The organism is Brachybacterium sp. SGAir0954, assembly GCF_005490785.1.
Lineage (GTDB): Bacteria > Actinomycetota > Actinomycetes > Actinomycetales > Dermabacteraceae > Brachybacterium > Brachybacterium rhamnosum.
This window is the reverse complement of sequence record NZ_CP027295.1, coordinates 1,079,619-1,103,648: the sequence shown is the minus strand read 5'-3', so window position 1 is coordinate 1,103,648 and position 24,030 is coordinate 1,079,619. Positions and strand designations below refer to the sequence as shown.

At 69.0% G+C, this 24,030-nt stretch carries 16 protein-coding genes; 3 read left to right on the top strand and 13 right to left on the bottom strand.

The window, feature by feature from the left end; all coding sequences use genetic code 11:
* Positions 1-45 precede the first annotated feature (45 nt).
* The 10 genes from C1N80_RS04820 to C1N80_RS04775 form a co-directional block, all read right to left on the bottom strand.
* Positions 46-2,925 carry a hypothetical protein gene (locus C1N80_RS04820; protein WP_137769742.1) on the bottom strand — a complete coding sequence of 960 codons (2,880 nt, stop codon included), beginning with the start codon at positions 2,923-2,925 and terminating at the stop codon, positions 46-48.
* Positions 2,841-4,571: a hypothetical protein gene (locus tag C1N80_RS04815; RefSeq protein ID WP_137769741.1), complete on the bottom strand. Its 1,731-nt coding sequence runs from the start codon at positions 4,569-4,571 to the stop codon at positions 2,841-2,843. Before C1N80_RS04815 ends, C1N80_RS04820 begins: the two co-directional genes overlap by 85 nt.
* 37 nt (positions 4,572-4,608) lie before the next feature.
* Complete coding sequence (locus C1N80_RS04810) at positions 4,609-8,580, bottom strand: glycosyltransferase (protein WP_168198023.1); 3,972 nt, start codon at positions 8,578-8,580, stop codon at positions 4,609-4,611.
* A gap of 96 nt (positions 8,581-8,676) precedes the next feature.
* Positions 8,677-9,849, bottom strand: coding sequence for a non-hydrolyzing UDP-N-acetylglucosamine 2-epimerase (gene wecB, locus C1N80_RS04805; protein ID WP_137769739.1), 1,173 nt, complete (start codon positions 9,847-9,849; stop codon positions 8,677-8,679).
* Positions 9,846-10,799: an ABC transporter ATP-binding protein gene (locus tag C1N80_RS04800; protein WP_240811282.1), complete on the bottom strand. Its 954-nt coding sequence runs from the start codon at positions 10,797-10,799 to the stop codon at positions 9,846-9,848. The genes wecB and C1N80_RS04800 overlap by 4 nt, the downstream gene beginning before the upstream one ends.
* 76 nt (positions 10,800-10,875) lie before the next feature.
* Positions 10,876-11,712 carry an ABC transporter permease gene (locus tag C1N80_RS04795; RefSeq protein WP_205750676.1) on the bottom strand — a complete coding sequence of 279 codons (837 nt, stop codon included), beginning with the start codon at positions 11,710-11,712 and terminating at the stop codon, positions 10,876-10,878.
* A gap of 46 nt (positions 11,713-11,758) precedes the next feature.
* A complete protein-coding gene (locus C1N80_RS04790) occupies positions 11,759-13,351 on the bottom strand; it encodes a glycosyltransferase (RefSeq protein WP_205750675.1) in 1,593 nt (530 codons plus the stop codon).
* Between the two features lie 382 nt (positions 13,352-13,733).
* A complete protein-coding gene (locus C1N80_RS04785) occupies positions 13,734-14,519 on the bottom strand; it encodes an ABC transporter ATP-binding protein (RefSeq protein WP_137769735.1) in 786 nt (261 codons plus the stop codon).
* The gene (locus C1N80_RS04780) at positions 14,516-15,586 is read right to left on the bottom strand and encodes an ABC transporter substrate-binding protein (RefSeq protein WP_137769734.1); all 1,071 of its coding nucleotides are present in this window, start codon (positions 15,584-15,586) and stop codon (positions 14,516-14,518) included. Before C1N80_RS04780 ends, C1N80_RS04785 begins: the two co-directional genes overlap by 4 nt.
* Before the next feature lie 5 nt (positions 15,587-15,591).
* Entirely contained in the window at positions 15,592-16,491 is a 900-nt protein-coding gene (locus C1N80_RS04775; protein WP_137769733.1) for an ABC transporter permease, read from the bottom strand.
* Positions 16,492-16,746: 255 nt separating this feature from the next.
* On the opposite strand from C1N80_RS04775, the gene C1N80_RS04770 reads away from it, so the two are divergent.
* Both C1N80_RS04770 and C1N80_RS04765 read left to right on the top strand, forming a co-directional pair.
* Complete coding sequence (locus tag C1N80_RS04770; RefSeq protein WP_137769732.1) at positions 16,747-18,165, top strand: sodium:glutamate symporter; 1,419 nt, start codon at positions 16,747-16,749, stop codon at positions 18,163-18,165.
* A gap of 37 nt (positions 18,166-18,202) precedes the next feature.
* Complete coding sequence (locus C1N80_RS04765; protein WP_137769731.1) at positions 18,203-19,831, top strand: amidohydrolase; 1,629 nt, start codon at positions 18,203-18,205, stop codon at positions 19,829-19,831.
* Between the two features lie 9 nt (positions 19,832-19,840).
* Here the strand turns inward: C1N80_RS04765 and C1N80_RS04760 are convergent, their stop codons facing one another.
* The 3 genes from C1N80_RS04760 to rfbA are packed head-to-tail and all read right to left on the bottom strand — an operon-like array spanning position 19,841 to position 23,159.
* Entirely contained in the window at positions 19,841-21,274 is a 1,434-nt protein-coding gene (locus C1N80_RS04760; protein ID WP_137769730.1) for a bifunctional dTDP-4-dehydrorhamnose 3,5-epimerase family protein/NAD(P)-dependent oxidoreductase, read from the bottom strand.
* Positions 21,271-22,272, bottom strand: a complete 1,002-nt coding sequence (gene rfbB / locus C1N80_RS04755) for a dTDP-glucose 4,6-dehydratase (protein WP_168198021.1) — start codon at positions 22,270-22,272, stop codon at positions 21,271-21,273. The genes C1N80_RS04760 and rfbB overlap by 4 nt, the downstream gene beginning before the upstream one ends.
* Positions 22,272-23,159, bottom strand: coding sequence for a glucose-1-phosphate thymidylyltransferase RfbA (gene rfbA / locus C1N80_RS04750; RefSeq protein ID WP_137769728.1), 888 nt, complete (start codon positions 23,157-23,159; stop codon positions 22,272-22,274). The genes rfbB and rfbA overlap by 1 nt, the downstream gene beginning before the upstream one ends.
* Positions 23,160-23,256: 97 nt before the next feature.
* On the opposite strand from rfbA, the gene C1N80_RS04745 reads away from it, so the two are divergent.
* Complete coding sequence (locus C1N80_RS04745; RefSeq protein WP_137769727.1) at positions 23,257-23,976, top strand: hypothetical protein; 720 nt, start codon at positions 23,257-23,259, stop codon at positions 23,974-23,976.
* The last annotated feature ends 54 nt before the right edge of the window (positions 23,977-24,030 follow it).

Genomic DNA, 24,030 nt, shown 5'->3' with positions numbered 1-24,030 from the left:
TGCGCAGCAGATCCGCGCGCTCAGCACCCTGATGGGCCGGCCCTGTCACGGCATGTCCCGCCGTCCCCGAAGACTCCACGTCGACTCCGTGTGCGCAGCGGCAGCATCGCGCACGAAGTCGAGGTACTCGTCGGAGGGCGGCACCCGGTGGCCAGGTCCAAGATACGGCGTATGCGTGACCAGCCGGCTCGCCTTGTCCGAGGACTCGAAGGCCTTCACGAACGGCAGGAAGTGCTCCTGGTGGTGGTGGTCGTCGCCCGGATTCTGGATCAGCACCACGTCCTGATCGAACCCGATGCGCCGGTAGCGCTCGATGAGATCCATGCGGGGGGCGTTCACCGGATCGTCGCTGACCGTCTCTCGTCCGAAGAGCGCCCAGTGGGCTGTCTGCGCGATACGCGGTACGTAGTCGTCGATCCGGATCTGAGGATTGAAGCTCACCACCCGGGTGCCCTCGAGATACGCACCCTGCTGCAGCGCCGCGAATCCTCCGCCGGAGTTTCCGACGAGGAGGACCTTCTCGATCCCCTTGCTCCGGGCGTACGCCTCGATCATGCAGGCGATCTCCCGATGGACGTCGACCTCCTCGGTTCCGACGTACCAGGAGAGCATCATCCGTGAGTCCAGGTCCAGGCACGGATCGGAGAAGAACATCATCGGTCCGAGTCCCAGGCCTGCGAACGACCGCATGCGCTCGTACCGGGGCATCGACAGGCGCGAACGGTCGGTGGCGCCGTGGAAGTACACGGTCAGGATGTCCCCCGGGCCGTCCGTGAGGAACGCCGACGGGACGAGCTGTCCCAGATCGACGCTCCACACCGATCGCTCCTCGAGACCATCGGGCACGGTGGTGGAGTCGGTCGTGGTCCTCACGCGGACGCCGTACGCGGGCTGGACGAGGTCCTGACCCGGCCAGTCCACGAGAGCGGTGCGGCGGAGGTTCCCCACCTGGGGGTTCCCGGCGATCCTGTCCGCGAGATCGGTCCCGGCCACGTCGACCAGCGCCGCGCCGTAGCCATGGTCGCGAAGGCCCCGCACCTTCAGCTCGCCGCCCGCGGCCAGCAGCAGGTCCAGCCCCTGCACTCTGGCGAATACTCCGCCGCCCGCTTCACGAATCTGGCTCTTTACCTGGCTGATGACGTCCCGGACAGCTCGACGCTGTGCGAGCTGCTCCTCCTCGCTCAGGTCACCGGCAGCACCGAGCGCGATGGTCCTCTCGACAGCCTCGTCCGGATCCAGCCCGGCCGGGACGATTGCGGAGAGCTCCGGCGTGACGACCAAGGTCTCGTCGAGCTGCTTGTCCTTGATGTCGACGGTGAACTCCTTGCCCGTCCGCGGCACGCGCCGGGCACGGAAGACGCGAGGGTCCACGACGTCGGCGATCACGGCGACGGCACGATTGCTCGACCCCACCATGGGGACGCTGATCCTCTTGGCGACGACGTTCCCCGCGTCATCGTGGAGGTCGTCGATCGAGTGGTCCTTGAGCCCGAGCGTCGAGACGTTGAGCGCGACGGTCTTGCCATCGGCATGGAGGCGGAAGCCCTGCAGGGTGGGCTCGATCTCGACGTCGGGTGCGACGATCCACCGCTGCGCGGCGACGTACTCGGTCGAGGCTCGTGTCGTGTCGTCCACGACCAGGTAGTTTCCCGTCCGCGCGAACACCACGTGCCGCTGCCACTGGAACGCCTGGTGCACCGAGCACTTCACCATGAACCCGTCGACGCGATCGTCGCCGTACTGCCGCACGAGCTCCGCGTCCCCGTGGATGCGGTAGCGGACGTCGTCGACAGAGATCACCGAGTGCCCCTCGGGACCGGTCTCGACGGCGAGGGCAGGATCAATGAGCCAGGGGCGCCCCTGGGAGTGGTAGGTCACGCGCGCCACGTCGCCGTGGGCCTCCCGTCCACGGACTGGCCCCAGAAGCATTGTGACCAGGGTTTCCTCGCGAGCATCGCGCTCGGTCTCCCCCCAGCCGCTCCGGAGCGAGACGAGCCCTTCCGGATCCACACTCCTCACCTGCGTAGGAGGAGACCCCTCTTCGCCGCCGGTGAGGATGTAACGCATCCGCGGGTTCTCTGCCCCCGGGACGGAACGTGGGACACCCGAACCGATCGGCACGAGCTCCCCGTCCGGCGCCGTCACGTGCAGCCAGAACAGCTCCGAGCGGAGTCGATCGAACACGGCATCATCCGAGGGCACCTCGAGCGACTCCAGTCGTCCGATCCACTGCTCGGTGGCCTCCACAACTCCTGCGAGGTCCTCGGCGACGGTGTAGCCGGACTCGTGGAAAGCATTCTCCGCCGCGGCGATCGCCGCGGCGCGCAGGGCCTCGTCCGGATCGCCTCGCCGGACAAGCAGCCCCAGCTGGACGTCGAGGAGTCGCAGACGGCGAAGCGAGCTGACGGCCTCGACCGCATGAGAGACCACGGCGGTCACGTGCCGGTCGAGGATCCCCGGGGTCCCGGAGAGATCGCCGGTGCCGAGGGCGAGCGCGACACAGCGCTGCTCGAGCGGGGTGATGCCCCAAGCCACGGAGTTCCTGTCCGCTGCAGCCTCGGAGGCCGCCCAGGCGTTGACGATCCCCTCCCATGCCTGTTGAGCCCCAGGGACGGAATCTGCACGTCGCAGCACGTCAGCCCACCGCAGGGAGTGGAGCTCGAGCAGGTTGTTCCGCGGCAGGGGACCGGGCGCATCGAAGCTCCGGGGAACCCGCACGTCCAGGACCGCCTCGCCGAACTTCCGACGACCGGCGATCAAGCGGTCGGCGACCGCTCCATCATTGTCACGGGGAGCGAAGAACCCGATCTGAAGTCGCGAGAGGATGCGCTCTCTCGAGATCATGCCGCCACCTCGCGCACCCTGCGGTTCAAGGAGTCGGCGTGGGACTCCAGGTGGTCGACCCACATCGCGCGGTTGATCCACGACTCGTGCACGGGCAGTCCCTGGTCGCCGCGCGCGGTCTCCAGGAACTCGCGGATCTTCTCCTCGCGGAAGAACTCCGGCCAGCGACGAGGGTTCTCCAGGACGGCCGCGACATAGTCCGGGTCGGTGTCGTACGTCCCGAGCTTGCGCTTCATGCTGCGCCGGGAGTCGGTGACGACCGCCTTGTAGTAGGGGATCTCCGTCCACTCCGGGATCGCCCTGCGCACGATCTGGTCCGGGAAGATCTTGTCGATCCGATCCTGCGGGGTCAGGTCGAAGCAGGCCCGGACGTATGCCGGTCCGGAGAGCATGATCGCCGCCATCGACCCCAAGGCCTGGTTCCCCCACCGACGGAACTTCTCCGTCAGGTAGAGGTAGTCGAGCGATGCGACGTCAGGCCGGCCGTGGCGCACCGCACGCTCGTAGTTCAGATCGAAGAACCCCTCCATGGCGCCGGCCGCCTGCTCGGTGACGACAGCCCCGCGGAAGCTGCGCGCTGCGTACGCGACCGGATGGGGCTCCTTCGCCAGCCGCTCGAGATCTCCGTCCCGGTGGTAGTAGTAGCCGTGCATGATCTCACCGCCGACGCCGCCGATGCTAAGCCCTCCCCTGCCGCCGGGGATCCTCACGTTCGACTTGATGTTCGTCGGCGCCGCGTCGCCGTCCCACATGGCGAAGGCGTTGCGGAATCGTTCCTCGAGGGACATCGTGATCGAGGAGGGCTTCGGGATGACGACGTTGTGCTCGACCTCCTGTCCCTCCTGCTCGGATCCGGCGAACGCCCCGATCAGCTCGGTCGCGATCTCCGCCTCGGCCTCGAGCGTCCCCAAGGTCATCACCTTCGCGCTGCCCCCGCCCGAGAGCCAGACCGATGCGGTCATGCGCGAGTCCCGGCCGCCGCTGAGGTAGACGGTCGACGTGCGTACGCTCAGCGCATCGAGGTTGTGCGCGATCGTCCGGGTCTGCTCGACGACCGCGTCGTAGTTCGGCATCGAGCGCCGTGCCCCCACCAGCTCGGTGAGATCGGTGTGCTCTCGATGGGTCACCGACCCGTCCGCGCCGATGTCGAGGCAGCAGGACTCCCGCAGCCTCCGGATCCCCACGTACGGGGAGTCATCGAGGGTGAACCACCCGGCGTGCACGTATCGGCTGACTGCCGCCACGTCGACGCGGACCTCCTCTCCGAGGAAGTGGGCGAGCACTCCGATGTGGTTCGACGCGGCGACGAAGTCGTCGTTCTCGACGTAGTAGCACCGACCCAGCCCCAGGGTGTCCGCCCAGACGCGAACGGATCCGTCCGGGCGACGATGCACGCCGAAATGGTTGGGCAGGAAGCTCTTCAGGTCACCGTGACGCACCTTGCCGGCGACGTCGGGCCAGTAGGTCTCCGGTTCGCAGTGATCGTCGACAGGCACCGGCGGCTGGGACACCGCGAAGATGTCGCCGCCGTCCTCGTGCCAGGTGGGCACCGTCCAGGCGCCGTGCATGCGATCGGCGTTGAAGAGCGCCACCCGCCCGTCGCTCCAGCGATGGTCCTCCGCCTCGCCGAAGACGGATTGCGCATCCTCGACCGCAGCGTCCATGAGGCGGGGCAGTCGCTCTCGGGCGGAGGCCGTACGTGCGACGCAGACAAGATTGATGTTCACGGTCAGATCCTCTCGGGAAGGGGGAGGTCGGCCAGCTTCAGGACAGGCGAAGAGTGGTGTCGACAGAGGCGCGCGTATCGATGGAGAAGGCGAAACCGATCGACCACGTGGGCTCGAGAGAGCGGTCCTGCCGCGAGCGCCATCCGCGCAGCGGATTCTCCTGTCCGCGGACCGGCTCGAGGAGCCTCCCCTGGCCGATGATCGTGAGCCGCGTCGGCTCGTCACCGCTCTCGGAGACGAACACGAGGCCCTCTTCGCCGTTGTCCTCGAGCTCGAAATGGCCCGAGACGTTGAGCCAGAGGATGCCCTCCCTCGTCTCGGCGGACTGCGAGAAGACCGAGTCCTTCAGGAGCAGCTCCTCCCCGGGCCGGTAGACGACCCGGCGGCGATGGATGTAGTCCGCATGGTGCACCCGGGCGGAGAGGTCGAAGACGCCGTCGGCCTCCGTGCACTCCCCCAGACCGCTTCCGTACGGGGCGCGGGACCGGCGCTCCTGGTCCACGCCGTCCATCATCAGCGTGTTGTGCGCCATCGTCCCCTCGACGTACTGGCGCTCCGGCGCGGCGTAGTAGAAGCCCTCGGCCCGCTGCGGAGAGTCCGCGGCGAGGAGCTCGCCGTATCCGAAACGACCACCGTCGGTCAGGATCTGCTGTCCGCGGTCGAACCACACCACGTTCAGATCGTCCGCGTGCTTGTGTGCGCGGGAGTGGAACGCCGCGCTGAATGCGAGATAGCCGCTCTTCGCGAGCTCGCCGGGGCCCTTCGGCTGCGGGGACCGCACGAACGCATAGCCGCCGTCGCGGTAGGCCGCGAGTTCCTTCGTCTCCGGGGTCCCTTGGGCACCGTCGGAGAGCAGGAACTGCGTCGCCGGGTCGATGGAGACCGCGTCCGGCTTCACGATCCGGGTCTCGGGGGAGTCGCCGAACTGCACCAGTGCCCCATCGGGCTGGATCATCCAGCCCAGCACGTGCGCGGCGCGGTGGATCCGCCCCTTGACGTCCTCGTCCTCGATGAGGCCGTCGTTCACGGCGAGCTCGAAGGAGTTCAGGAGCATGCGGTGGTAGTCGGGCGAATGCTCAAGATGGACACCGTCGCGGGCGAACTGCGACGTCGCCATCTCTGCGAGCCGCTGCCGGCCCTCGACCGCCGTCGCCTCGGCGTCCGGGAACATCCAGCCGTACTTGGCGGCGTGCACCTGTGAGACCGCGGTGTAGAAGCCGTGGTTGTTGTTCGGGTTGTACGCACGGGGCTTGTGCAGCTCATCGAGATGCCAGGCGAATGCCTCGGCGAGGATCACGGCCTCGTCCCGCATGCTGTCGATCTCCGCGGCTCGACGCAGGAGCGAGAAGAGGCGAGGCGTCCGCAGGGACTGGGACATGTCGTACCACGCCATCGGGTCGGACTCGTCGTCCGCACCACGATGGATCGCGATCCACCCCAGGGCGATGCGCACGCCCTCGCGCAGCCAGTGCTCGTCGCGCGTCTCGTCGAAGGCCCGCAGCAGCGGGTCCATGAACTCCCAGGCGTGCAGATGGAATCCCCACGACCGGTGCTCGCTCCCGTAGTGCGCCCAGTCCTCGATGGAAGCCACCTTGACCGGCTCGAAGCTCGCGAAGCGCCAGCCGTCCTCCAGGATCGATGCTCCCGACTGTCGGATGTCCTGGATGGTGAACCAGCCCTTGAGGCCCGGTGCCGTCGCCGATCGCAGGCTCTCCAGGAGCTCACCGGGATTGGTACCCCGGTCGTCCAGAGCGAGCTCGGACTCGACCAGGAGGTTGTCCTCCCCCGCGAATCCGAGCTTCTTGTAGACGCGGTAGTACTCGTTCACGTTCCCGTCCCACGATCGATGGTTGCGGACCCAGCGCGCCGCACGTCGGCTCAGGTCGGCACGACGCTCGGGATCGTCGACCAGTGCGGCGATGCGACGTGCGAGGTCCTCGGCGTCTCCGGCCCGGAACAGCTCCACGGCATCGGACTGTCGCGCGATCTCCTTCAGGGCACCGACGTCGGAGAGGACGACGGCGCGTCCCGTCGAGAAGGCCTCGAAAGGCTTCAGCGGGGTCACGAGGTCCGAGACCTGCGATGCCTTCCGGGGAACGACGAAGAGGTCGATGAGCCCGTAGTAGTCGAGCACCTGCTCGTGCGGAACGCGCCCGGTGAAGAACACGTCCTGGATTCCCTGGGATTCCGCATGCGCCTTGAGCGTCGGGAGATAGTCGCCGTCCCCGACGAGGAGGAGGCAGATGGATCGCCCGGTGTGCGCCCTGGCCATGTGGTACGCGTCGAGCAGCGTGTCGATGCCCTCGTACTCGACGATGGAGGAGATGTAGCCGATGACGACTGCGTCGTCGGGGATCCCGATCTCTCGCTTGAGGTCGTCGTTCGGCGCCTGGACCGGGAAGTTCTCGGCCTCGACGGCATTGGGCACGATCGACACCCCGTCCCCGGGGATGAGGCCGTCGGCGGAGGTCAGGATGTGGTCGCGCATGACCTCGGCGAGCGTGAAGACGTGGTCGGGCTGGAGCCGTGCCACCTCCTCCGCGTGCTTCCGGAGCGTGTACGCGGCGGGCAGACCGTACATGGAGAAGAGGGAGTCCGCCTTCTCGCCCCACTGGTTGGCCGTGATGGTCCTGGAGAGCCAGGACTCCTCCCAGAAACCTCGGGATTCGTACACCGTGGGGATCCCGTATGCCTTGCCGACGACGTCGATGATCAGGGCATTGAAGAAGTCCGACTGGGCGTGCAGGATGCTGGGCTTCAACTCGCGCACGAGCTCCGCCAGCTCGAGCATGTTGCGCGCCAACCACTCGTCGATGAGCATCGTGTTCCGCGCCGGACCGGGCAGCAGGTAGTAGTCGATCCCCTGGAACTCATAGTGCTCCACGGACTCGACGGCGTTCTCCGTGATCCCGGCCTGGCCGACGATCGCAACGGGCAGGCCCTTCCGAGCCTGCGCCAGAGCCGTGTACTGGGTTCGGAGCGTGTAACCGGTCTGCGTCTCCGGCAGCACCCTGCCCACCATGTGGAGGATCGGGCCCGACGGATCGTAGGCGTCGCCCGGAGGAAGCGTCGGCCGCACGAGGGCCGGCCGAGAGAAGAGCTCGATCTCGTGCTCGATCTTCGCCACGGCCAGGGCGTCGTTCTCCCGCTTCGACTTGGCGTGCACCTGCGCGACAGCGAGCGCGGCCAGATCCCAATATCCGGACGAGCGGAAGAATCGGTACACAGCCCTCAGCGTCGTGAGGCTCTGCTTCTCCAGGACGTCGAAGTTCTCGATGAGCGGTCGCAGCCGGAGGAACTCCTCGCGATCGAGGTAGTCCTTGAACAGCCGATGCGCCAACCGCTCGGAGATCACCTCGCGGGGATCCCGTCCAAGCTGGACAGCGGACTCGAACGTCGACCGCAGGGCCTCACGCGACGTGCCGCGCAGGTCCATCAGCTGCTTCTCGACGGGATCGAGGAAACCAGCGGGCACTCGGGAGCGCAGGATCTGGACGTCCTTGCGGCTCCGCTCAGTCGTTGCCTCCTGCGCGTCGAGGCGGCCGGAGAGCTGGTCGAGGTCGCCGCGAGTTCCCGTGAGGCGCTCCTCCACGCTGTCGAGCAGGGCACGAGTGCCCTTCTCCCTCGCGGAGACCGTGCCCACCGTCCGAACCGCCCTGCCGATGCGCTCGTGCTGCTGATCAGCACGCCGCTCGAGGACCTGTGCCTGCGCGTCGAGAGTGCCGAGCCTTTCCCCGAGCTCGTCCGCCTTCCCGTCGATGCTCGCCGCGAAATCTTCCAGCGTTCCTGTGCGCGCTTCCCCGGCATCAGCGCGTTCCGCGAGCGTCCCGGTCCGTGCCTCGAGGTTCTTCGCCCGCGTCGACAGTCGATCGGTCGCCGCGGTGAAGGATTCGAGGATCCGGGGAAGGACGATGCATCCGGCGACGATGCCGATGAGTCCGAGGACCCCTGCGATCACGGCGACCGCGGCCGCGCCCGTCGCTGCTGCGATCACCAGCAGGACGAGCACGATCGCAGCGCCCGCTCCTGCCACCAGGGTCAATGTCCGAAGTCTTGCTCGCATGGGTCCTCGTTCTGCAGTTCGATCGTGTCTCGGCGGTCTCGGTCAGGCGATTCCGTCGCCGAAGTCCTCCGGTCGCTCACCACCGGTGAACTTCCAACGGATCGCGGCGACGGTGCGCTCCGATGCCTTGCCGTCGCCGTAAGGATTCACGGCGTTGGCCATGCCCGCGTACGCCTCCTCGGAGTCCAGCAGCAGAGAGACCTCGTCGACGAGACGCTGCTTGTGGGTGCCGATGAGCTTCACCGTGCCGGCGACGACGGCCTCCGGGCGCTCGGTGTTCTCACGCATGACCAGCACGGGCTTGCCGAGGCTCGGCGCCTCCTCCTGCACGCCGCCCGAGTCGGTGAGGACCACATCGGCGAGGCTGAGGGCGCGGGTGAACTCCGCGTAGGCCAGCGGTTCGATGAGCACGACGTTGTCGAGGCCCTCGACGGCGGGACGGATCGCGGCACGGACCTTCGGGTTCTTGTGGATCGGGAACACGATGGTGAGATCCGGGTACTTGCGCGCGATCTCCGCGATGGCCGCCCCGATGTCCTCCATGGCCGAGCCCAGGTTCTCGCGGCGGTGAGCAGTCACGAGGAGCACCCGACCGGCAGCACCCGCCTCCTTGTCCTTCTGCAGCCGCTCGAGGCGCAAATCCTCGAAGTGCACCTCGAGGTTCTCGGTCGCGAACATCAGCGTGTCGATGACCGAGTTGCCGGTGATGACGACGTCGTTCTCGCTCACGGCCTCGCGGGTGAGATTCGACTTCGAGGTGTCCGTGGGGGCGAGGTGGAGCGCCGCGATCTGGCTGGTGAGCTTGCGGTTCGCCTCCTCCGGGAAGGGAGAGTTGATGTCACCCGACCGGAGCCCGGCCTCGAGGTGGATGACCGGGATCTGGCGGTTGAAGGAGGCCACGGCGGCACCCATCACGGTGGACGTGTCGCCCTGGACGATCACCGCGTCGGGCTTCTCGGCCTCGAGGATCTCGTCGACACCGGCGATCACCTTGGCGACGATCGTGTTGAGGGACTGGCCCGCACTCATGATGTTCATGTCGTGGTCGGGGACGATCTCGAACATGGTGTTGACCTGGTCCAGCATCTCGCGGTGCTGGCCGGTGACGACGGTGACGGACTCGAGGTCGTCAGCGGCCTCGATCGCCTTGATGATCGGCGCCACCTTGATCGCCTCGGGGCGGGTGCCGTAGATGGTCATGATGCGGAGGGTCATGAAGAACTCCTGGGTCGCTGATGGGGGGAGGGATTGTCGTCGGGAAGGATGGTGGAGGGGAAGGTCCGTCTGGGCGACAGTGACTTCTTGTCGTAGACCTTGGTGAAGGGGTCGGGCTCCAGCTCGGGGACTCCGGCTGCGGACGGGCTCTCGTCAGACGGGGCGACGAGCAGCTGTGTGGCGCGCCGCTGTTCCTCCCCTTCGAGCACCGCATCCCTCAGGAGGGAGGCCGCCTTGTCCTCGTCACCCTGAGCGAGGTTGTGGGCGAACCAGCGGTACTTGCGGGCGACCTCCACCGCGTCGCCGTCGATGACCACCTGACCTCGTTCCATCCAGATGGCCCGCGAGCACATGTTCTCGATGGTCTGAGCGGCGTGATTGACGAGGAACACGGTTCCCGCACGTTCGAGCAGCCCGTCCATGGCACGGCGAGATCGCTCGGTGAACGTGGCGTCGCCTGTCGCGAGCGCCTCGTCGATCATGAGGATCGACGGATCAGCAGCGAGCGAGATCGCGAACTTCAGTCGCGCGCCCATCCCGGAGGAATACGTCTTCATCGGGAGATCGATGGATTCGCCGAGGGCCGAGAGCTCGACGACCGACTCGAAGATCTCATCGGCCCTGGCCGGCGAGAGGCCCATGGCGAGAGCCCCGAGCTTCACGTTCTCCGCCCCGGTCAGCTCCGGGATGAGAGCCGCGCTAACGCCGAGCAGCGCAGGCTTCGCGGAGGTCAGGACTGTGCCGGAGCTCGGTGCTTCCAACCCGGCGAGGGTGCGCAGGAGCGTGGACTTCCCCGAACCGTTCCGTCCGATGATCCCGATGAACTCGCCGGATCGCGCGACGAAGGAAACCCCTCGGAGTGCGGAGACGCTGACCCTCTGACGCCGGGTCAGAAGACCTCTCACCCCAGGACGCGGGGTGCGATCCGTGCGCAGAACCCGGTATCGCATCCGAAGATTCTGGGCGACCACTGTCACCGGCGTGTGATCCGGAGCGTGCCACCTCTCTTCAGGCGCCTCCGTCTGCTCACTGTCCGGAGCCATAGCTCTCCTCCCCCTGCCAGAAGAACAGGAAGCCGATCACCGTCAGCCCACATGCCCAGCCGCCCAGAATGGCCCAGTGCTCGGCGGGGGGAATGACGTGATCCATGAGCAGCCCCCGGTAGAGAGCGAGCATGTGATAGATCGGATTGGCCGTGATCAGCGCCATCGCGATCGGATGCGTCAGGAAGCGCTCGACGGGGAAGAGCACCCCCGACCCGTACATGAGGAATCGACCCGCGAACGTCATGAGTTGCGTCGTGTCGGGGAAGAGCTGCCCGATCCTCGCCATGCAGAAGGTGATCCCCAAATTCAGGAAGAACTGCATCAGGAAGACGACCGGCACCAGCAGCCAGGTGACCGCAGGGAAGACGTGCGGGGGGATGATCACGATCATCACGAGCATCGTCGCGACGGCATATGTCATCTGCAGCGCGTCCCTGATCTCCGCGGAGATCGCCAACGACGCGCGGGGGAACGAGAATGCTCTGATCATCGCCTTGCCGGACTGGAGGGTGTTCGCTCCCTGGCCGATGCTCCTCATCGTCGAGCGGAACATCATGACGCCGATGATCACGTATGCGGCGTAGTTCTCCATGTTGCGTGTGACGCCCAGGATCAGGACGAAGACGACGAAGTACATGACCGCGTCGAGCATCGGCTTGAGAACGAGCCACAGACTCCCCAGCCGGTTCCTGCTGTTCTGAGTCGCCACCCGGTGCCGGGCGTCCATCCAGATGAAGTGTCGACGTTCCCAGAGCTGGGCGAGATACTCGCCGATCCCGGGTCGGACACCGACCGGCGACAGGTTCTCGACCAGCATCCCTCTCGACTCGAGGGCGCCGGTGATCTGTTCAGCGGCTCGTGTGTCACCGCGCATCGGCCACACCTCCCGCTCTCATCAGCTCTGAATACAGCACGCCGTATCGTCCCATCAACGACGACCAGGTCCGAGAAGATGCCACCCGTTGGCCTTCCGCGGCAAGTGTCGCGCGGAGGTCCGAATCCTCGAGGAGCGTCAGGATCACCGCGGCCAAGGACTCCGGGTCCCCGGGAGGGACCATCATCGCGGCAAGAGCGCCGTCGCCGTCCGTCACCGTCTCTCGCAGAGCCGGCAGATCGCTCACGACGACAGGGCGGGGAATCGACATCGCTTCGACCGGCTTCTGCGGCGTGACGGATCGGGTCACCTCGCGATCGACGCGAGGGACGACGACCACGTCGAGGGCCTCGACCCATGCGCGTGCCTCCGCTCGCGGGATCCGGCCCGGCAGATGAACCCTCTCCGCAACGCCGAGGCGCGCCGACAGCTCGGCCAGTCCCGGGGCAGCGGTTCCGTCCCCGGCGATCATGACGTGCAGACGATCGACGACCTCGCGCGGAGCCGAGGACGAGTGGAGGAGCGAGGCGACAGCACGGATGAGCACGTCGAAGCCTTCGTAGTCGACGACGGCGCTCACCGCGCCGACGACGAGTGCATCGGCAGGGAACGGCACCTCGATCAGTCGACGCGCCTCCTGAGGGCTCGACGCGCCTCGCTCCGGAGACAGGTCGATACCGTTCGGGACCACCGAGATCTTCTCCGCGGGCACCCCCCGCTCCACGAGCACGTCCGCCATGGTCCGGCTGAGCGTCACCACGGCGCCGGCCTCGCGGGCGAGCGACGCCTCGGTCTCGGCGATGCGGCGCACCTTCTGCGAGCGGGCGGCCACGGCGCGGGTCCCCTCGCTGCGGTGGGAGGCGATCCAGGTCTGCTCCATGAGGCCGCGGACCTCGAAGATCCACGGGAGCCCGGTGGTCGCGCTGACGGCCTGGGCGACCAGGGCGTTGCGGTAGTCGGTGGTCGCGTGCAGCACGTGGGGTCGGAACTCGGCGACGAGGCGCAGCGCCTCGGCGACCTCCTGGTCCAGGCGCTCCTCCGGGGTGGTGCCGAGAGTCGCCGGCAGCGTGCGGCGGTAGCGGATCCCGTCGATCACGTCTTCGTCCTCGCACAGCGGCTTGCCCACCATGACGGGGTATCCGGTGCGGGTCAGGGCGAGCGACTCGATCCCCTGAGCGGCGAGGGCGGTGAGGATGTTGTGGGTGCGCAGGGCGTAGCCGGACTGCGTGTGCGGCAGGGAGTTCGTGATGAGGTGCAGCACCCGGAGGGGCTCACCCTGAGGGGAGAGGTCCTGATCGCCCAGGCAGGGAGCGTGGAGGCGGTGGCCGTCCTCGAGGAGCTCGAGCTCGCTGCGCAGGCGCCGCGCCTGGGGCGTGCCCCCACGACCTGCCGCATCGAGGGACTCCACGGCGCCGCTGAGGTCGCCCTCGGCCCACAGGGCGCGGGCTCGGGTGCTCGCGGGGGCGCTCGCGGGGAGCAGATCGGTGCGGTCCAGGAGCACCGCGACCTCGCCGGCGGTGCGGGATCCCTCGGCTCGGGCGGCGGTGAGGTGCTGCAGCGCGGCGGTCTCGTCCCCAGCCATGAAGGCTCCCAGGGCGGCCACGCCGTCACCGCGCGGCACCCGGGCGGCGGTGCTGCGAAGGCCCTGGCCGATCCGGCGCCGCGCTCCCATGGGGAGTCTCCGGCTCACCTGGATCGCGAGGAGGGCCGGGTCGTCGAGCAGATGCTGCGCCGCGGCCTGCACGAGGAGTCGTGCATTCCGAAGAAGGTGGCGCGAGCTCGGCACGGTCCTCCGATCCGGTGGGAAGTTTGCATACAAGGGCCTCCGGAAGCATACCTATCGCTCCCAGGCTCAACTCAGGCCCGGCGGCGGGGAGAGAGTATGACCACCCGGGTCACGCCATGTTTTACCTGGTCATGCCTCGTTGTCCATCCGGCGTTCACGCTCCCGCCGGCGAAGGCCCTCAGTGCTCGATCGCGCCGGCGATGCGCTCCCGCAGCTCGATGAAATCCGGCAGGCGTCGCATCTCCTCCCCCAGCTGGTGCCCGGCCTGGGCGGAGAGGCTGATCTCCTGGTCCAACACGACCCGGCCGGGGCGCGCGCTCATGACGAGCACGCGGTCGCCGAGGAACACGGCCTCGTCCACGTCGTGCGTGATGAAGAAGACCGTCCGGTGCTGCTCCCGCTGCAGGGTGAGCAGGTCCGCCTGCAGCCGGGCGCGGGTGATCGCGTCGAGCGCGCCGAACGGCTCGTCCATGAGCACCAGGTCGGAGTCGTTCGCGAGCACACGGGCGATCTGGGCGCGCTGCTGCATGCCGCCGGAGAGCTCGTACGGCTTCGCGTCGCCGAAGTCGCCGAGGCCCACGAGGTCCAGGTACTCCTGCGCCTTTTCGGCGCGGTCCCGCTTCTTCATGCCGCGGATCCGCATGCCCAGCGCGACGTTCTCGCGCACGGAGAACCAGGGGTAGAGGTTCGGCTGCTGGAACACGACGCCGCGCTCCGCGCCGGGCCGCGTGATCTCGGTCCCGCGGTAGGTCGCGCGGCCGCCGCTCGGGGTGAGGAACCCGGCGAGGATCTTCAGCAGGGTCGTCTTGCCGCAGCCCGAGGGGCCGACGACGCAGACGAACTGGCCGGCGGGGATCTCGAGGTCGGTCTCGGCGAGCGCGTGGACCACGTCCCCGGAGTCGGTGACGTAGCGCTGGGAGACCTGGTCGAGGGTGACCAGCGGGGCGGTGTCCTGGGCGGTCACTTCGCCGCCTCCTCGATCGCATCGGCGTAGGGCATGTCGGCGTAGACCTTCGGGTCGGCGACGGCATCGATCTCGCCCTGGTCGGCGAGGAACTCGGCGGTGCCCTGCAGGCTCGTCGCCATCCCGCCGCCGAAGTAGTCCTCACCGGCCTGCTCGGCGGCGGTCGGGTAGGTGTATCCCGCCAGGAGCGCCTTCGCGTCCTCGGTCCCCACCCCGAGCTGGACGGCCAGCGAGGTGGCGGCGGCGTCGGGATCCTCGCGGATGATCCGGGTCCCCTCCGCCTCGGCGATCGTCCACATCCTCATGAAATCGGGGTTGTCCTCCACGAAGCTCCCCGTCCCGGCGACGAGGTCGAAAGTCGGAGCGCCGGCCTTCGCGGTCTCCTCGCTCGAGGTGATCGTGTGACCGTCCTTGAGGAGCTGGGAGAGGGTCGGCTCCCAGATCCAGGCGCCGTCGATCTCGCCCTGGTTCCAGGACGCGAGGATCGCATCGGGTGCGAGGTTGATGACCTGGACCTTGCCGTCCAGGCCAGCCTCGCCGAGCGCGGTGAGCAGGGAGTAATGGCTGGTCGACCCGAAGGGGACGGCGATGGTGCCGCCCTCGAGGTCCTTCAGCTCGGTGACGTTCTCGTCCTTGACGACGAGCGACTCCGCCTCGCCGATCACGTCGCTGATCCACACAACCTTGAGGTCGCTGTTCAGCGGCGGGGACGCGGCCTTCACCGTGGGGCTCGACCCGACCTGCGAGATGTCCAGGGAGTTCGAGCCGAAGGCCTGGATCACGTCACCGCCGGAGTTCATCTTCGACCAGGCGATCTTGGCGTTCGGCATGCAGGTCTCGAGCAGCTCGAGGTCCTTCACGACGAGGTCGCCGTTGGGTATGGCCTGCCAGCCGATCCGCACGGACGTGGTGATCGACGGATCGGGATCCACCGGACAGGAGACCGTCCCCTCGAAGTTGTCGGGATGGCTGGTGCGGCCCGACTGCACGCAGCCGGTCACGAGCAGGGCGAGTCCGAGGGCCGCGGCGGCGGCGCGGAGGGTCGGGCGTGGGCGCTGAGGAGTCATGGGGCTCAGACCTTTCCGTGCCAGGGGGTCAGACGGTCACCGATCCAGCGGATGCAGCCGTCCAATGCCACGGCGACGAGGCCGATGACGATGATGCACGCGATGGTCAGGGAGGTGTGCAGCTGGGTGCCGGAGAGATAGGCGAGACCGCCGATGCCGGGGATGCCGTTGTTCAGCTCCGCCGCCACCACGGTGGTCCACGCGAAGCCGACGGCGAGGCGTATCCCCGAGAGGATCGGGGCGGCGGCGCCGGGCAGGACCACGTAGCGCAGCACGTGGGAGGTGCTCGCGCCCATGGACCGGGCGGCCGAGATGTAGTCCCCGCGGATGCCGCGCACCCCGTCGACGGTGGCGACGACTATGGGTGGGAACGCGGCGAGGAACAGCAGCAGCACCTTGGAGAGGTCCCCGATGCCGACCCACACGATGATCAGGCCGATGTAGCCCAGCGGCGGCAGCGCGCGGAGGAAGTTCAGGTAGGGCGCGAGCGCCGTGTTCGCCGGCTCCCACATGCTCATGAGGAAGCCCAGGACGATCCCGGCGACGGCCGCGAGGGCGACGCCGATGCCGATCCGCTGGAGGGAGGCGACGAGGTGCTCCCACAGGTAGTAGTTCTGGACGCCGCACACGGTGCGCCCGCTCGCCTCGTCGACCACGAGGCACCGGTTCGCGTCGATGAAGGCCGTCAGCACCGCCTGGGGGCTCGGCAGGTAGAGCGGGTCCACGAGCTTCACGGCGGTGATCAGCCACCACACCGCCAGGAGTGCCACGAGCACCCCGAGCTGGAGCGCGAGGTTCCGGCGGCGGCGTCGGGAGCGACCCTGACGGGCGCGGCGGGCGACGTTCCGGGACTGCTCGTCGGCGGGAGGTGAGGCGGTCGTCGCCGAGGTGTCTGTGCCGCTCATGGTTCCTTCCCCACGCGCACTGTGCGCCGAGTCACTGCAGGGGAGGGTACCCGAGCGGACGCGAGCCCCGCCTGCCCGGAGCGCCCGGGATGGGCGGAAGCGTCGGCTCCTGTTCACCTCGGCGACCGTGAGATCGCCGTCACGGGACGTCGGATGACCGATAGCCTGCTGCGCACCCCGCACTCCTGTCCCGTCGCGTCCCCACGGTCCACCACCCACCGCCGCCCCGGGTCCCTCCCCCTCGAGGAGCACTCCGTGCCCGCACTCTTCGGCCTCGCGCTCATCGGCGCCTTCTGCCTGCTGGGCATGGCGATCCGGCGCTGGATCCCGGCCTTCCGCACCAACATGGTCCCCGCCTTCGTGATCGCCGGGTTCCTCGGCATGACCGCGATGAACATCGGTCTCGACGGCCTGCTGCCGGGCGTCGACGCCGGCCTGTTCACGACGATCACCGCGCAGATGTTCACCCTGTCGTTCATCTCGATCGGCCTCACCCCGGCCCCGCCCCGGGCATCCGACGACTCGGGCCAGGGCGGCGGTCTGCTCCGCGGCGCCTGGACGATGGGCCTGACCTGGACCCTGGTGTTCGCCCTTCAGGCGTTGCTGGGGATCGGCCTTGTCGCCGTGGCGGGGCCGGCCGTGGGCATGGACCCGGTCTACGGGCTCATGCTCCCCTTCGCCTTCGCCCAGGGCCCTGGGCAGGCCGTGACCTTCGCCGGCATCTTCGAGACCCAGGGGTGGGGGGACGCGACCGCCGTGGGGCTCGCCTTCGCAGCCGCCGGCTTCGCCGCCGCCTTCCTCGTGGGCGTCCCGCTCGCACGCTGGGGGATGCGCCGCGGGCTCGCGACCCACTCCGTCCCGATCTCCGACTCCGTCGCGAAGGGCTTCTACCGGAACGACGAGGAGACCGACTCGATGGGCCGGGAGACCTCCTACGCCGGCAACATCGACACCCTCACCGTGCACGTCGCGCTCATGGGCATCGCCTACGTCCTCGCACACGGCATCGCCTGGGTGCTCTCCTTCATCCCCGGGTTCTTCGGCGACACCATCAGCGGCATGATGTTCATGAACGGCCTGCTCGCCGCCTACTTCGTGCGGTGGGCGATGCGCCGGGCCCGCATCGAGCACCTCATCGACCGCCGCCTGCAGACCAAGATCACCGGCTTCGCGACGGACTACGTCGTCGTCGCCTCCTTCCTCGCGGTGCAGCTCGCCGTGGTCGTCCAGTGGCTGTTCCCGATCCTGCTCACGATCCTCGTCGCCACCGTCGTCACGGCCGCCGCGACGATCCTCATCGGGCAGCGCTACGGCAGCGACCACGACTTCGAGCGCACGCTCGGCATGTACGGCACTCTCACCGGCACCACGCCCACGGGCCTCGCCCTGGTGCGGATCGTGGACCCTCGCTCGCGCACCACGACCATGGCGGAGATGGGGCTCATGAACCTCCCCGAGATGCTCTACCTGCCGGCGATGCTCACCATCTCCGCGGCATTCGCCGGCACCTACGGGCTCGGCGCCGCCGTCGGCATCCTCGCCGCGCTCACCGTCGGCTACGCGGCGATCATGCTGGTCACCCGCGGTGTGGGACGCCGCCGCACATGGACCCTTCGGGGCGACGACCTCGCATCGACCGACGGCGCCGAGGCCGCGGTCCCCGTCACCGACTGATCCCTGCCGCACCTCACCCCCGACCCCAGGAGTCCCCGTGGCCACCCTCTTCCACAGCGGCACCGTCCTCACGATGATCGACCAGGACGGCCGGCCCGAGGCCGTCGTCGTCGCCGACGGCGTCATCACCTTCGTCGGCGATCTCGAGACTGCCCGCGCGCGCCTCACCCCGACCGACGAGGAGGTCGACCTCGCGGGCCGCACGCTGATGCCCGCGTTCATCGACGCGCACGGCCATTTCCTCCAGCACGGAATGCTCCAGGCGCTCGTCGATCTCGAGCATGCCCGCAGTATCGAGGAGGTCGTCGCCGCGTTCCGGACCCGTCTGAACGAGCGGGATCCCGAGGACCGCTCCCCGCTGATCGGCGCCAAGTACGACCCGGCCCTGCTCGCCGAGCACCGTCACCCCACGCGCGACGACCTCGACACCGTGAGCACGGAGATCCCCGTCTTCGCCCTGCACCGCAGCATGCACGTCGCCGTCGGCAACTCGTTCCTCGTCGAGGCAGCCGGTCTCGACGCGAGCACGTCGGATCCCGACGGCGGCCGGTTCGGACGGCGCGCCGACGGCACCCCCGACGGCTACGTGGAGGAGCATCCCGCCATGGCGGCCTTCGCGACCGTCCTGGATCCGGACGGCAGTGGCGGTCTCGTCCCGGGCGCCGCGGCCGATCCCTCGCGGGCCGTGCGGCTCGCCGCCGAGGACTACCTCCGCCACGGCATCACCACCGTCCAGGAGGGGGCCGCGGACCCGGCGACCGTCGCCGGGCTCGTCTCCGCCGCCGATGCAGGAGAGCTGCCACTGGACGTCGTCGTGTACCCGGTGGTGCAGTGGGGCTCCCGGGCGTTCGCCGAGCACCCGGAGCTCGCCGGCGGATATCGCGATCGACTGCGCCTGGGCGGCTACAAGATGATCCTGGACGGCTCCCCGCAGGCGCGGTCGGCGTGGATGAGCGAGCCCTACGAGCCGGTGCCCGGCGACGACTGCCCCGGCTGCGCCTACCCGATCCACTCCCCCGCCGAGGTGGAGGAGCACGTCCGCCGAGTGGCCGAGGAGAACCGGCAGCTGATTGTGCACTGCAACGGCGACGCCGCCGCCGAGCTCTGGGTCACCACCGCGCAGAAGGTCGGCGAGGAGCATCCTGAGTGGTGGGCGACCCGGCCGGTGATGATCCACGCGCAGACCGTGCGCGACGACCAGCTCGACCGGATGGCGCAGATGGCGATGATCGCCTCGATCTTCGCCGTGCACACCTGGTTCTGGGGCGACACCCACATGACGAACTTCGGACCCGTGCGCGGCCGGCGGATCTCCCCCGCCCGCTCGGCCCTGGACCGGGGCGTGCGGGTGACCCTCCATCAGGACACCCCGGTGACGCCCCCGGACATGCTGCTCACGATCTGGGCCGCCGTGAACCGGATCAGCCGCACCGGCGCACCCATCGGCCTCGAGCAGCGGATCTCCACCTGGGAGGCGTTGCGCGCGGTGACCACGGAGGCCGCGTACCAGTACGGCGAGGAGGAGACCAAGGGTCAGCTGCGCCCGGGGATGCGCGCCGATCTCGTGATTCTCTCCGGGGACCCGCTGGCGACGCGCCCCCAGGACCTGCGGGACATCGAGGTGCTCGCGACGTACAAGGACGGCGAGGCGGTCTTCACCGCCTGACCCCCGCCCTCAGCCCTCCAGGTACTCCCGCAGCGCCTCGTCCTGGTCGCGGGCCGTGAAGCCGGTCGCCTCGATCTTCGCGAGGTCGAGCACGGAGCCGCGGGGGCGGGGTGCGATCGTGCCGTCGCCCTCGGCCCTGTCCTGGCCGGCGTAGTAGTCCGCGGTCGTCACGGGGGTGACGCGGGCGGGGTCGTGGCCCCTCAGCGCGAACACGGCCTTCGCCACATCCGCCCAGGAGAGCGGCTCCCCGCTGCAGGAGAGGTGGTAGACGCCGGGCGCGGGCCGCACGGTGAGCAGGTGCTCGATCGCGGCAGCGAGGTCGCTCGTGAAGGTGAGGCGGCCGGTCTGGTCGTCCACGACGCTCGGGTCGATGCCGCGCTCGGCGAGGCTCGCCATGGTGCGCACGAAGTTGCCGCCCTCGCCCACGACCCAGCTGGTGCGGAGGATGTAGTGGTCGGGCAGGGTCGCGACGATCCGGTCGCCGGCGGCCTTGGTCTGCCCGTACACGCCGAGCGGGCTCACCGGCTCGTCCTCGGTGTGCTGCGCGGCGGTGCCGTCGTAGACGTAGTCGCTCGAGACGTGCACGAGCGTCGCACGCTGGGCGCGGGCGCGCTCCACGAGCCGGGCCACGCCGTCGACGTTCACGGCCCAGGCCTGCGCGCGGCCCTCGGGCGTCTCCGCCGTGTCCACCGCGGTGTACGCGGCGGCGTTGACGATGGTCCCGTAGGGCGTGAAGTCGAAGGCCTCGACGGAGGCGGCGTCGGCCAGGTCGAGCCGGTCGCGGGCCACGAGGTCCACGTCGGCCCGCTCCGCCCAGCGCGCAGCGAGGGCGCGGCCCAGCTGGCCGTTCGCGCCCACCACGAGGGTGCGGCGCGGCGGCACGGGGGTGACGTCCGCGAGGCGCGGATGCGCCACGTCCTTCGCCGAGAGCTCCGCCTGCTCGAGCGGGATGGGCCACGGGATGGCGACCGTCTCGTCGGCCAGGTTGAGGAAGGTGTACTGCGCCTGCGCCCCCTCGGACCAGTGGTCATTGACGAGGTAGGTGTACGCGGCGGGCGCGCTGATCGTCTGGAAGGCGTTGCCCACGCCCCGGGGCACGAAGATCGCCGTCTCCGGCGTGATCTCGTGCCAGTACGCGGTGCCGAAGCTGGGCCCCTCACGCAGGTCCACCCAGGCGCCGAACACGGCGCCCGTCGCGACGGAGATGTACTTGTCCCACGGCTCGGCGTGGATGCCGCGGGTGACGCCCTCCGCCTGGTTGAAGGAGATGTTGTTCTGCACGGGGCCGAAGTCCGGCAGCCCCGCGGCGGTCATCTTGGCCCGCTGCCAGTTCTCCTTGAACCAGCCGCGGTTGTCCCCGGGCACGGGCAGGTCGATGGCGAGCAGCCCCGGGATCGGGGTCTCATGGACGGCGAGCGTGCGCTTCTGCGCCTGGTCGGTCACTGGCCCGCCTTCGCGTACTTCGCCTCGGTGGCGGCCTTCTGCGGGCGCCACCAGGCCTCGTTCTCGCGGTACCAGTCGATGGTCGCGGCGAGGCCCGCCTCGAAGTCCTGGAAGGAGGGCTTCCAGCCCAGCTCCTCGCGCAGCTTCGTCGAGTCGATCGCGTAGCGCATGTCGTGGCCGGGGCGGTCGTTGACGTGGTCGTAGTCGCCGGCGTCGTGACCCATGAGCCGCAGGATCGTCTCGACGACGTCCTTGTTGGACTCCTCGCCGTCCGCCCCGATGAGGTAGGTCTCGCCGATCTGGCCGGAGTCGAGGATCGTGAGCACGGCGGAGGAGTGGTCGTCCGCGTGGATCCAGTCGCGCACGTTCAGGCCCGCGCCGTACAGCCGGGGCCGCACCCCGTCGATGAGGTTCGTGATCTGCCGCGGGATGAACTTCTCCACGTGCTGGCGGGGCCCGTAGTTGTTCGAGCAGTTCGAGATCGTCGCCTGCACACCGAAGGACCGCGCCCACGCCCGCACCAGCAGGTCCGAGCCCGCCTTGGTGGAGGAGTAGGGGCTGGAGGGGTTGTACGGGGTGTGCTCGGTGAAGCGCTCCGGATCGTCCAGCTCGAGGTCGCCGTACACCTCGTCGGTCGAGATGTGGTGGTACCGGGTCCCGTGCTTGCGCACCGCCTCGAGCAGCGTGAACGTGCCGAAGAGGTTGGTCTGCAGGAACGGGCTCGGGTCCTCGAGGGAGTTGTCGTTGTGCGACTCCGCGGCGTAGTGCACGACGGCGTCCGCCTGCTCCACGAGCGGATCCACCGTCGCGGCGTCCGCGATGTCGCCCACGACGAGCTTGACGCGGTCCTCGGGCAGGCCGGCGAGGCTCGCCTCGTTGCCCGCGTAGGTCATCTTGTCCAGCACGGTGACGGTGTCATCCGTGTGCTCGACGACGTGGTGGACGAAGTTGCTGCCGATGAAGCCGGCGCCGCCGGTGACGAGAAGGTGACGGGACATCAGTGGGTTCCTCCGGGGGTGGTCTCACGGTCGAGGACGTCGAGCAGGTAGCGGCCGTAGCCGGACTTCACGAGGGGCTCCGCGCGCTCGCGCAGCTCGTCGTCGGAGAGGTAGCCCATGCGCCAGGCGATCTCCTCCGGCGCGCCGACGGACAGGCCCTGGCGCTTCTGCACGGTGCGGATGAACTCGCTCGCCGCGGCGAGGTCGTCGAAGGTGCCCGTGTCCAGCCACGCGGTGCCGCGGGTGAGCACCTCGACCTGGAGCGTGCCGTCCTCGAGGTAGGTGCGGTTCAGGTCGGTGATCTCGAGCTCGCCGCGGGGCGAGGGCGTCAGGGCCTTCGCGCGCTCGGGGACGGTCTCGTCGTAGAAGTACAGGCCGGGGATCGCGAGGTTCGAGCGCGGCTTCTCCGGCTTCTCCTCGAGGGACACGGCGCGACCGTCCTCCCCCATCTGGACGACGCCGTAGGCGCGCGGGTCGCTGACCCAGTAGCCGAACACGGCCGCGCCCTCGACGTCGGTGTAGCGCCGCAGCTGCGAGCCCATGCCCTGCCCGTAGAACAGGTTGTCGCCGAGCACGAGCGCCGCCTTCTCGCCGTCCAGGAACTCCTCACCCAGCACGAAGGCCTGGGCGAGACCGTCCGGCGAGGGCTGGACCTTGTACTGCAGGCTCACCCCGAACCGCGACCCGTCGCCCAGCACGCGCTGGAAGGCGGACTGGTCCTCCGGGGTCGTGATGACGAGGATGTCCTTGATCCCCGCGAGCATCAGCGTGCTCAGCGGGTAGTAGATCATCGGCTTGTCGTAGACCGGCATCAGCTGCTTGGAGACGCCGATGGTCAACGGATGCAGTCGCGAGCCCGTGCCGCCCGCCAGGATGATTCCGCGCATGCTGGTCATTATGGCAGTGCGTGGGGGAGAACCCCCGCCCGGACTCTGCAGGGCGCCCCGTCGCCCGCCCCTCCCCCGGCCTCGTACCCTCGAGCCCATGACCTTCGCCGGGATCCTCGCCTTCCTCGGGCTCGCCGTGGTGACGATGGACGTGCTCGGCGGCGTCATCGCCACCGGCGTGCTCCTGCGCGGCGGCGCCGTGCGCCACCTCCTCGCCTTCCTCGGCGGGTACACCGTCGTCGTCACCGCCGCGACCCTCGCGCTGCACCCCCTCCTCGCCTGGCTGAGCTCCGTGCTGCGGCCCGTGCTCGACTCGAACAACGCGATCGGCACCGTCGAGATCGTCGTGGGCCTCGCCCTCGCCGGCATCAGCGTCCACCAGTTCCGCGCCGTGACCCGGCCGCAGCAGAAGCACGGCCGCATCGAGGAGCGCTCCACCCCCACCCGCCTCGCCGCGACCCCGCTCGCCCTCGCCGGCGTCGCCTTCTCCGTCACCGCCCTCGCCGATCCCTCCTTCACGATCGCCGTGGGCATGGCCTCCCAGGAGCGGCACCTGTGGGCGCACATCGCCCTGCTGCTGCTGTGGAACGTCGTCTATCAGCTGCCGCTCGTCGCCGTGACGATCGCCGCCGCCTTCGGCAAGCACGAGCAGCTCGTGGAGCGGGTCATGGCGGTGGTCGGCCCGCGCCGCCACGCCCTGCAGACGGCCCTCGCGATCCTGCTCGCCCTCATCGGCCTCGCCGTCCTCGGTGACGGCGTCTATGCGCTGATCAGCGGGCACGTGCCCTGGCTGCGGCAGCTGATCATGCTGCGCTGAGAGAGGGGAGGGCGCCGCCGCGTCGCACAATGGTGCCCTTCCCCGTCGCTCGAC

Coding starts and splice junctions, on each gene's coding strand:
- rfbA (WP_137769728.1), bottom strand. CDS start 23,159: ATGCGCGGAATCATCCTGGCGGGCGGCACGGGCTCGCGACTGCATCCG.
- C1N80_RS04775 (WP_137769733.1), bottom strand. CDS start 16,491: ATGAGCGGCACAGACACCTCGGCGACGACCGCCTCACCTCCCGCCGAC.
- C1N80_RS04790 (WP_205750675.1), bottom strand. CDS start 13,351: ATGGCTGGGGACGAGACCGCCGCGCTGCAGCACCTCACCGCCGCCCGA.
- wecB (WP_137769739.1), bottom strand. CDS start 9,849: ATGACCCTCCGCATCATGACCATCTACGGCACCCGCCCCGAGGCGATC.
- C1N80_RS04780 (WP_137769734.1), bottom strand. CDS start 15,586: ATGACTCCTCAGCGCCCACGCCCGACCCTCCGCGCCGCCGCCGCGGCC.
- C1N80_RS04800 (WP_240811282.1), bottom strand. CDS start 10,799: ATGCGATACCGGGTTCTGCGCACGGATCGCACCCCGCGTCCTGGGGTG.
- rfbB (WP_168198021.1), bottom strand. CDS start 22,272: ATGTCCCGTCACCTTCTCGTCACCGGCGGCGCCGGCTTCATCGGCAGC.
- C1N80_RS04795 (WP_205750676.1), bottom strand. CDS start 11,712: ATGCTGGTCGAGAACCTGTCGCCGGTCGGTGTCCGACCCGGGATCGGC.
- C1N80_RS04745 (WP_137769727.1), top strand. CDS start 23,257: ATGACCTTCGCCGGGATCCTCGCCTTCCTCGGGCTCGCCGTGGTGACG.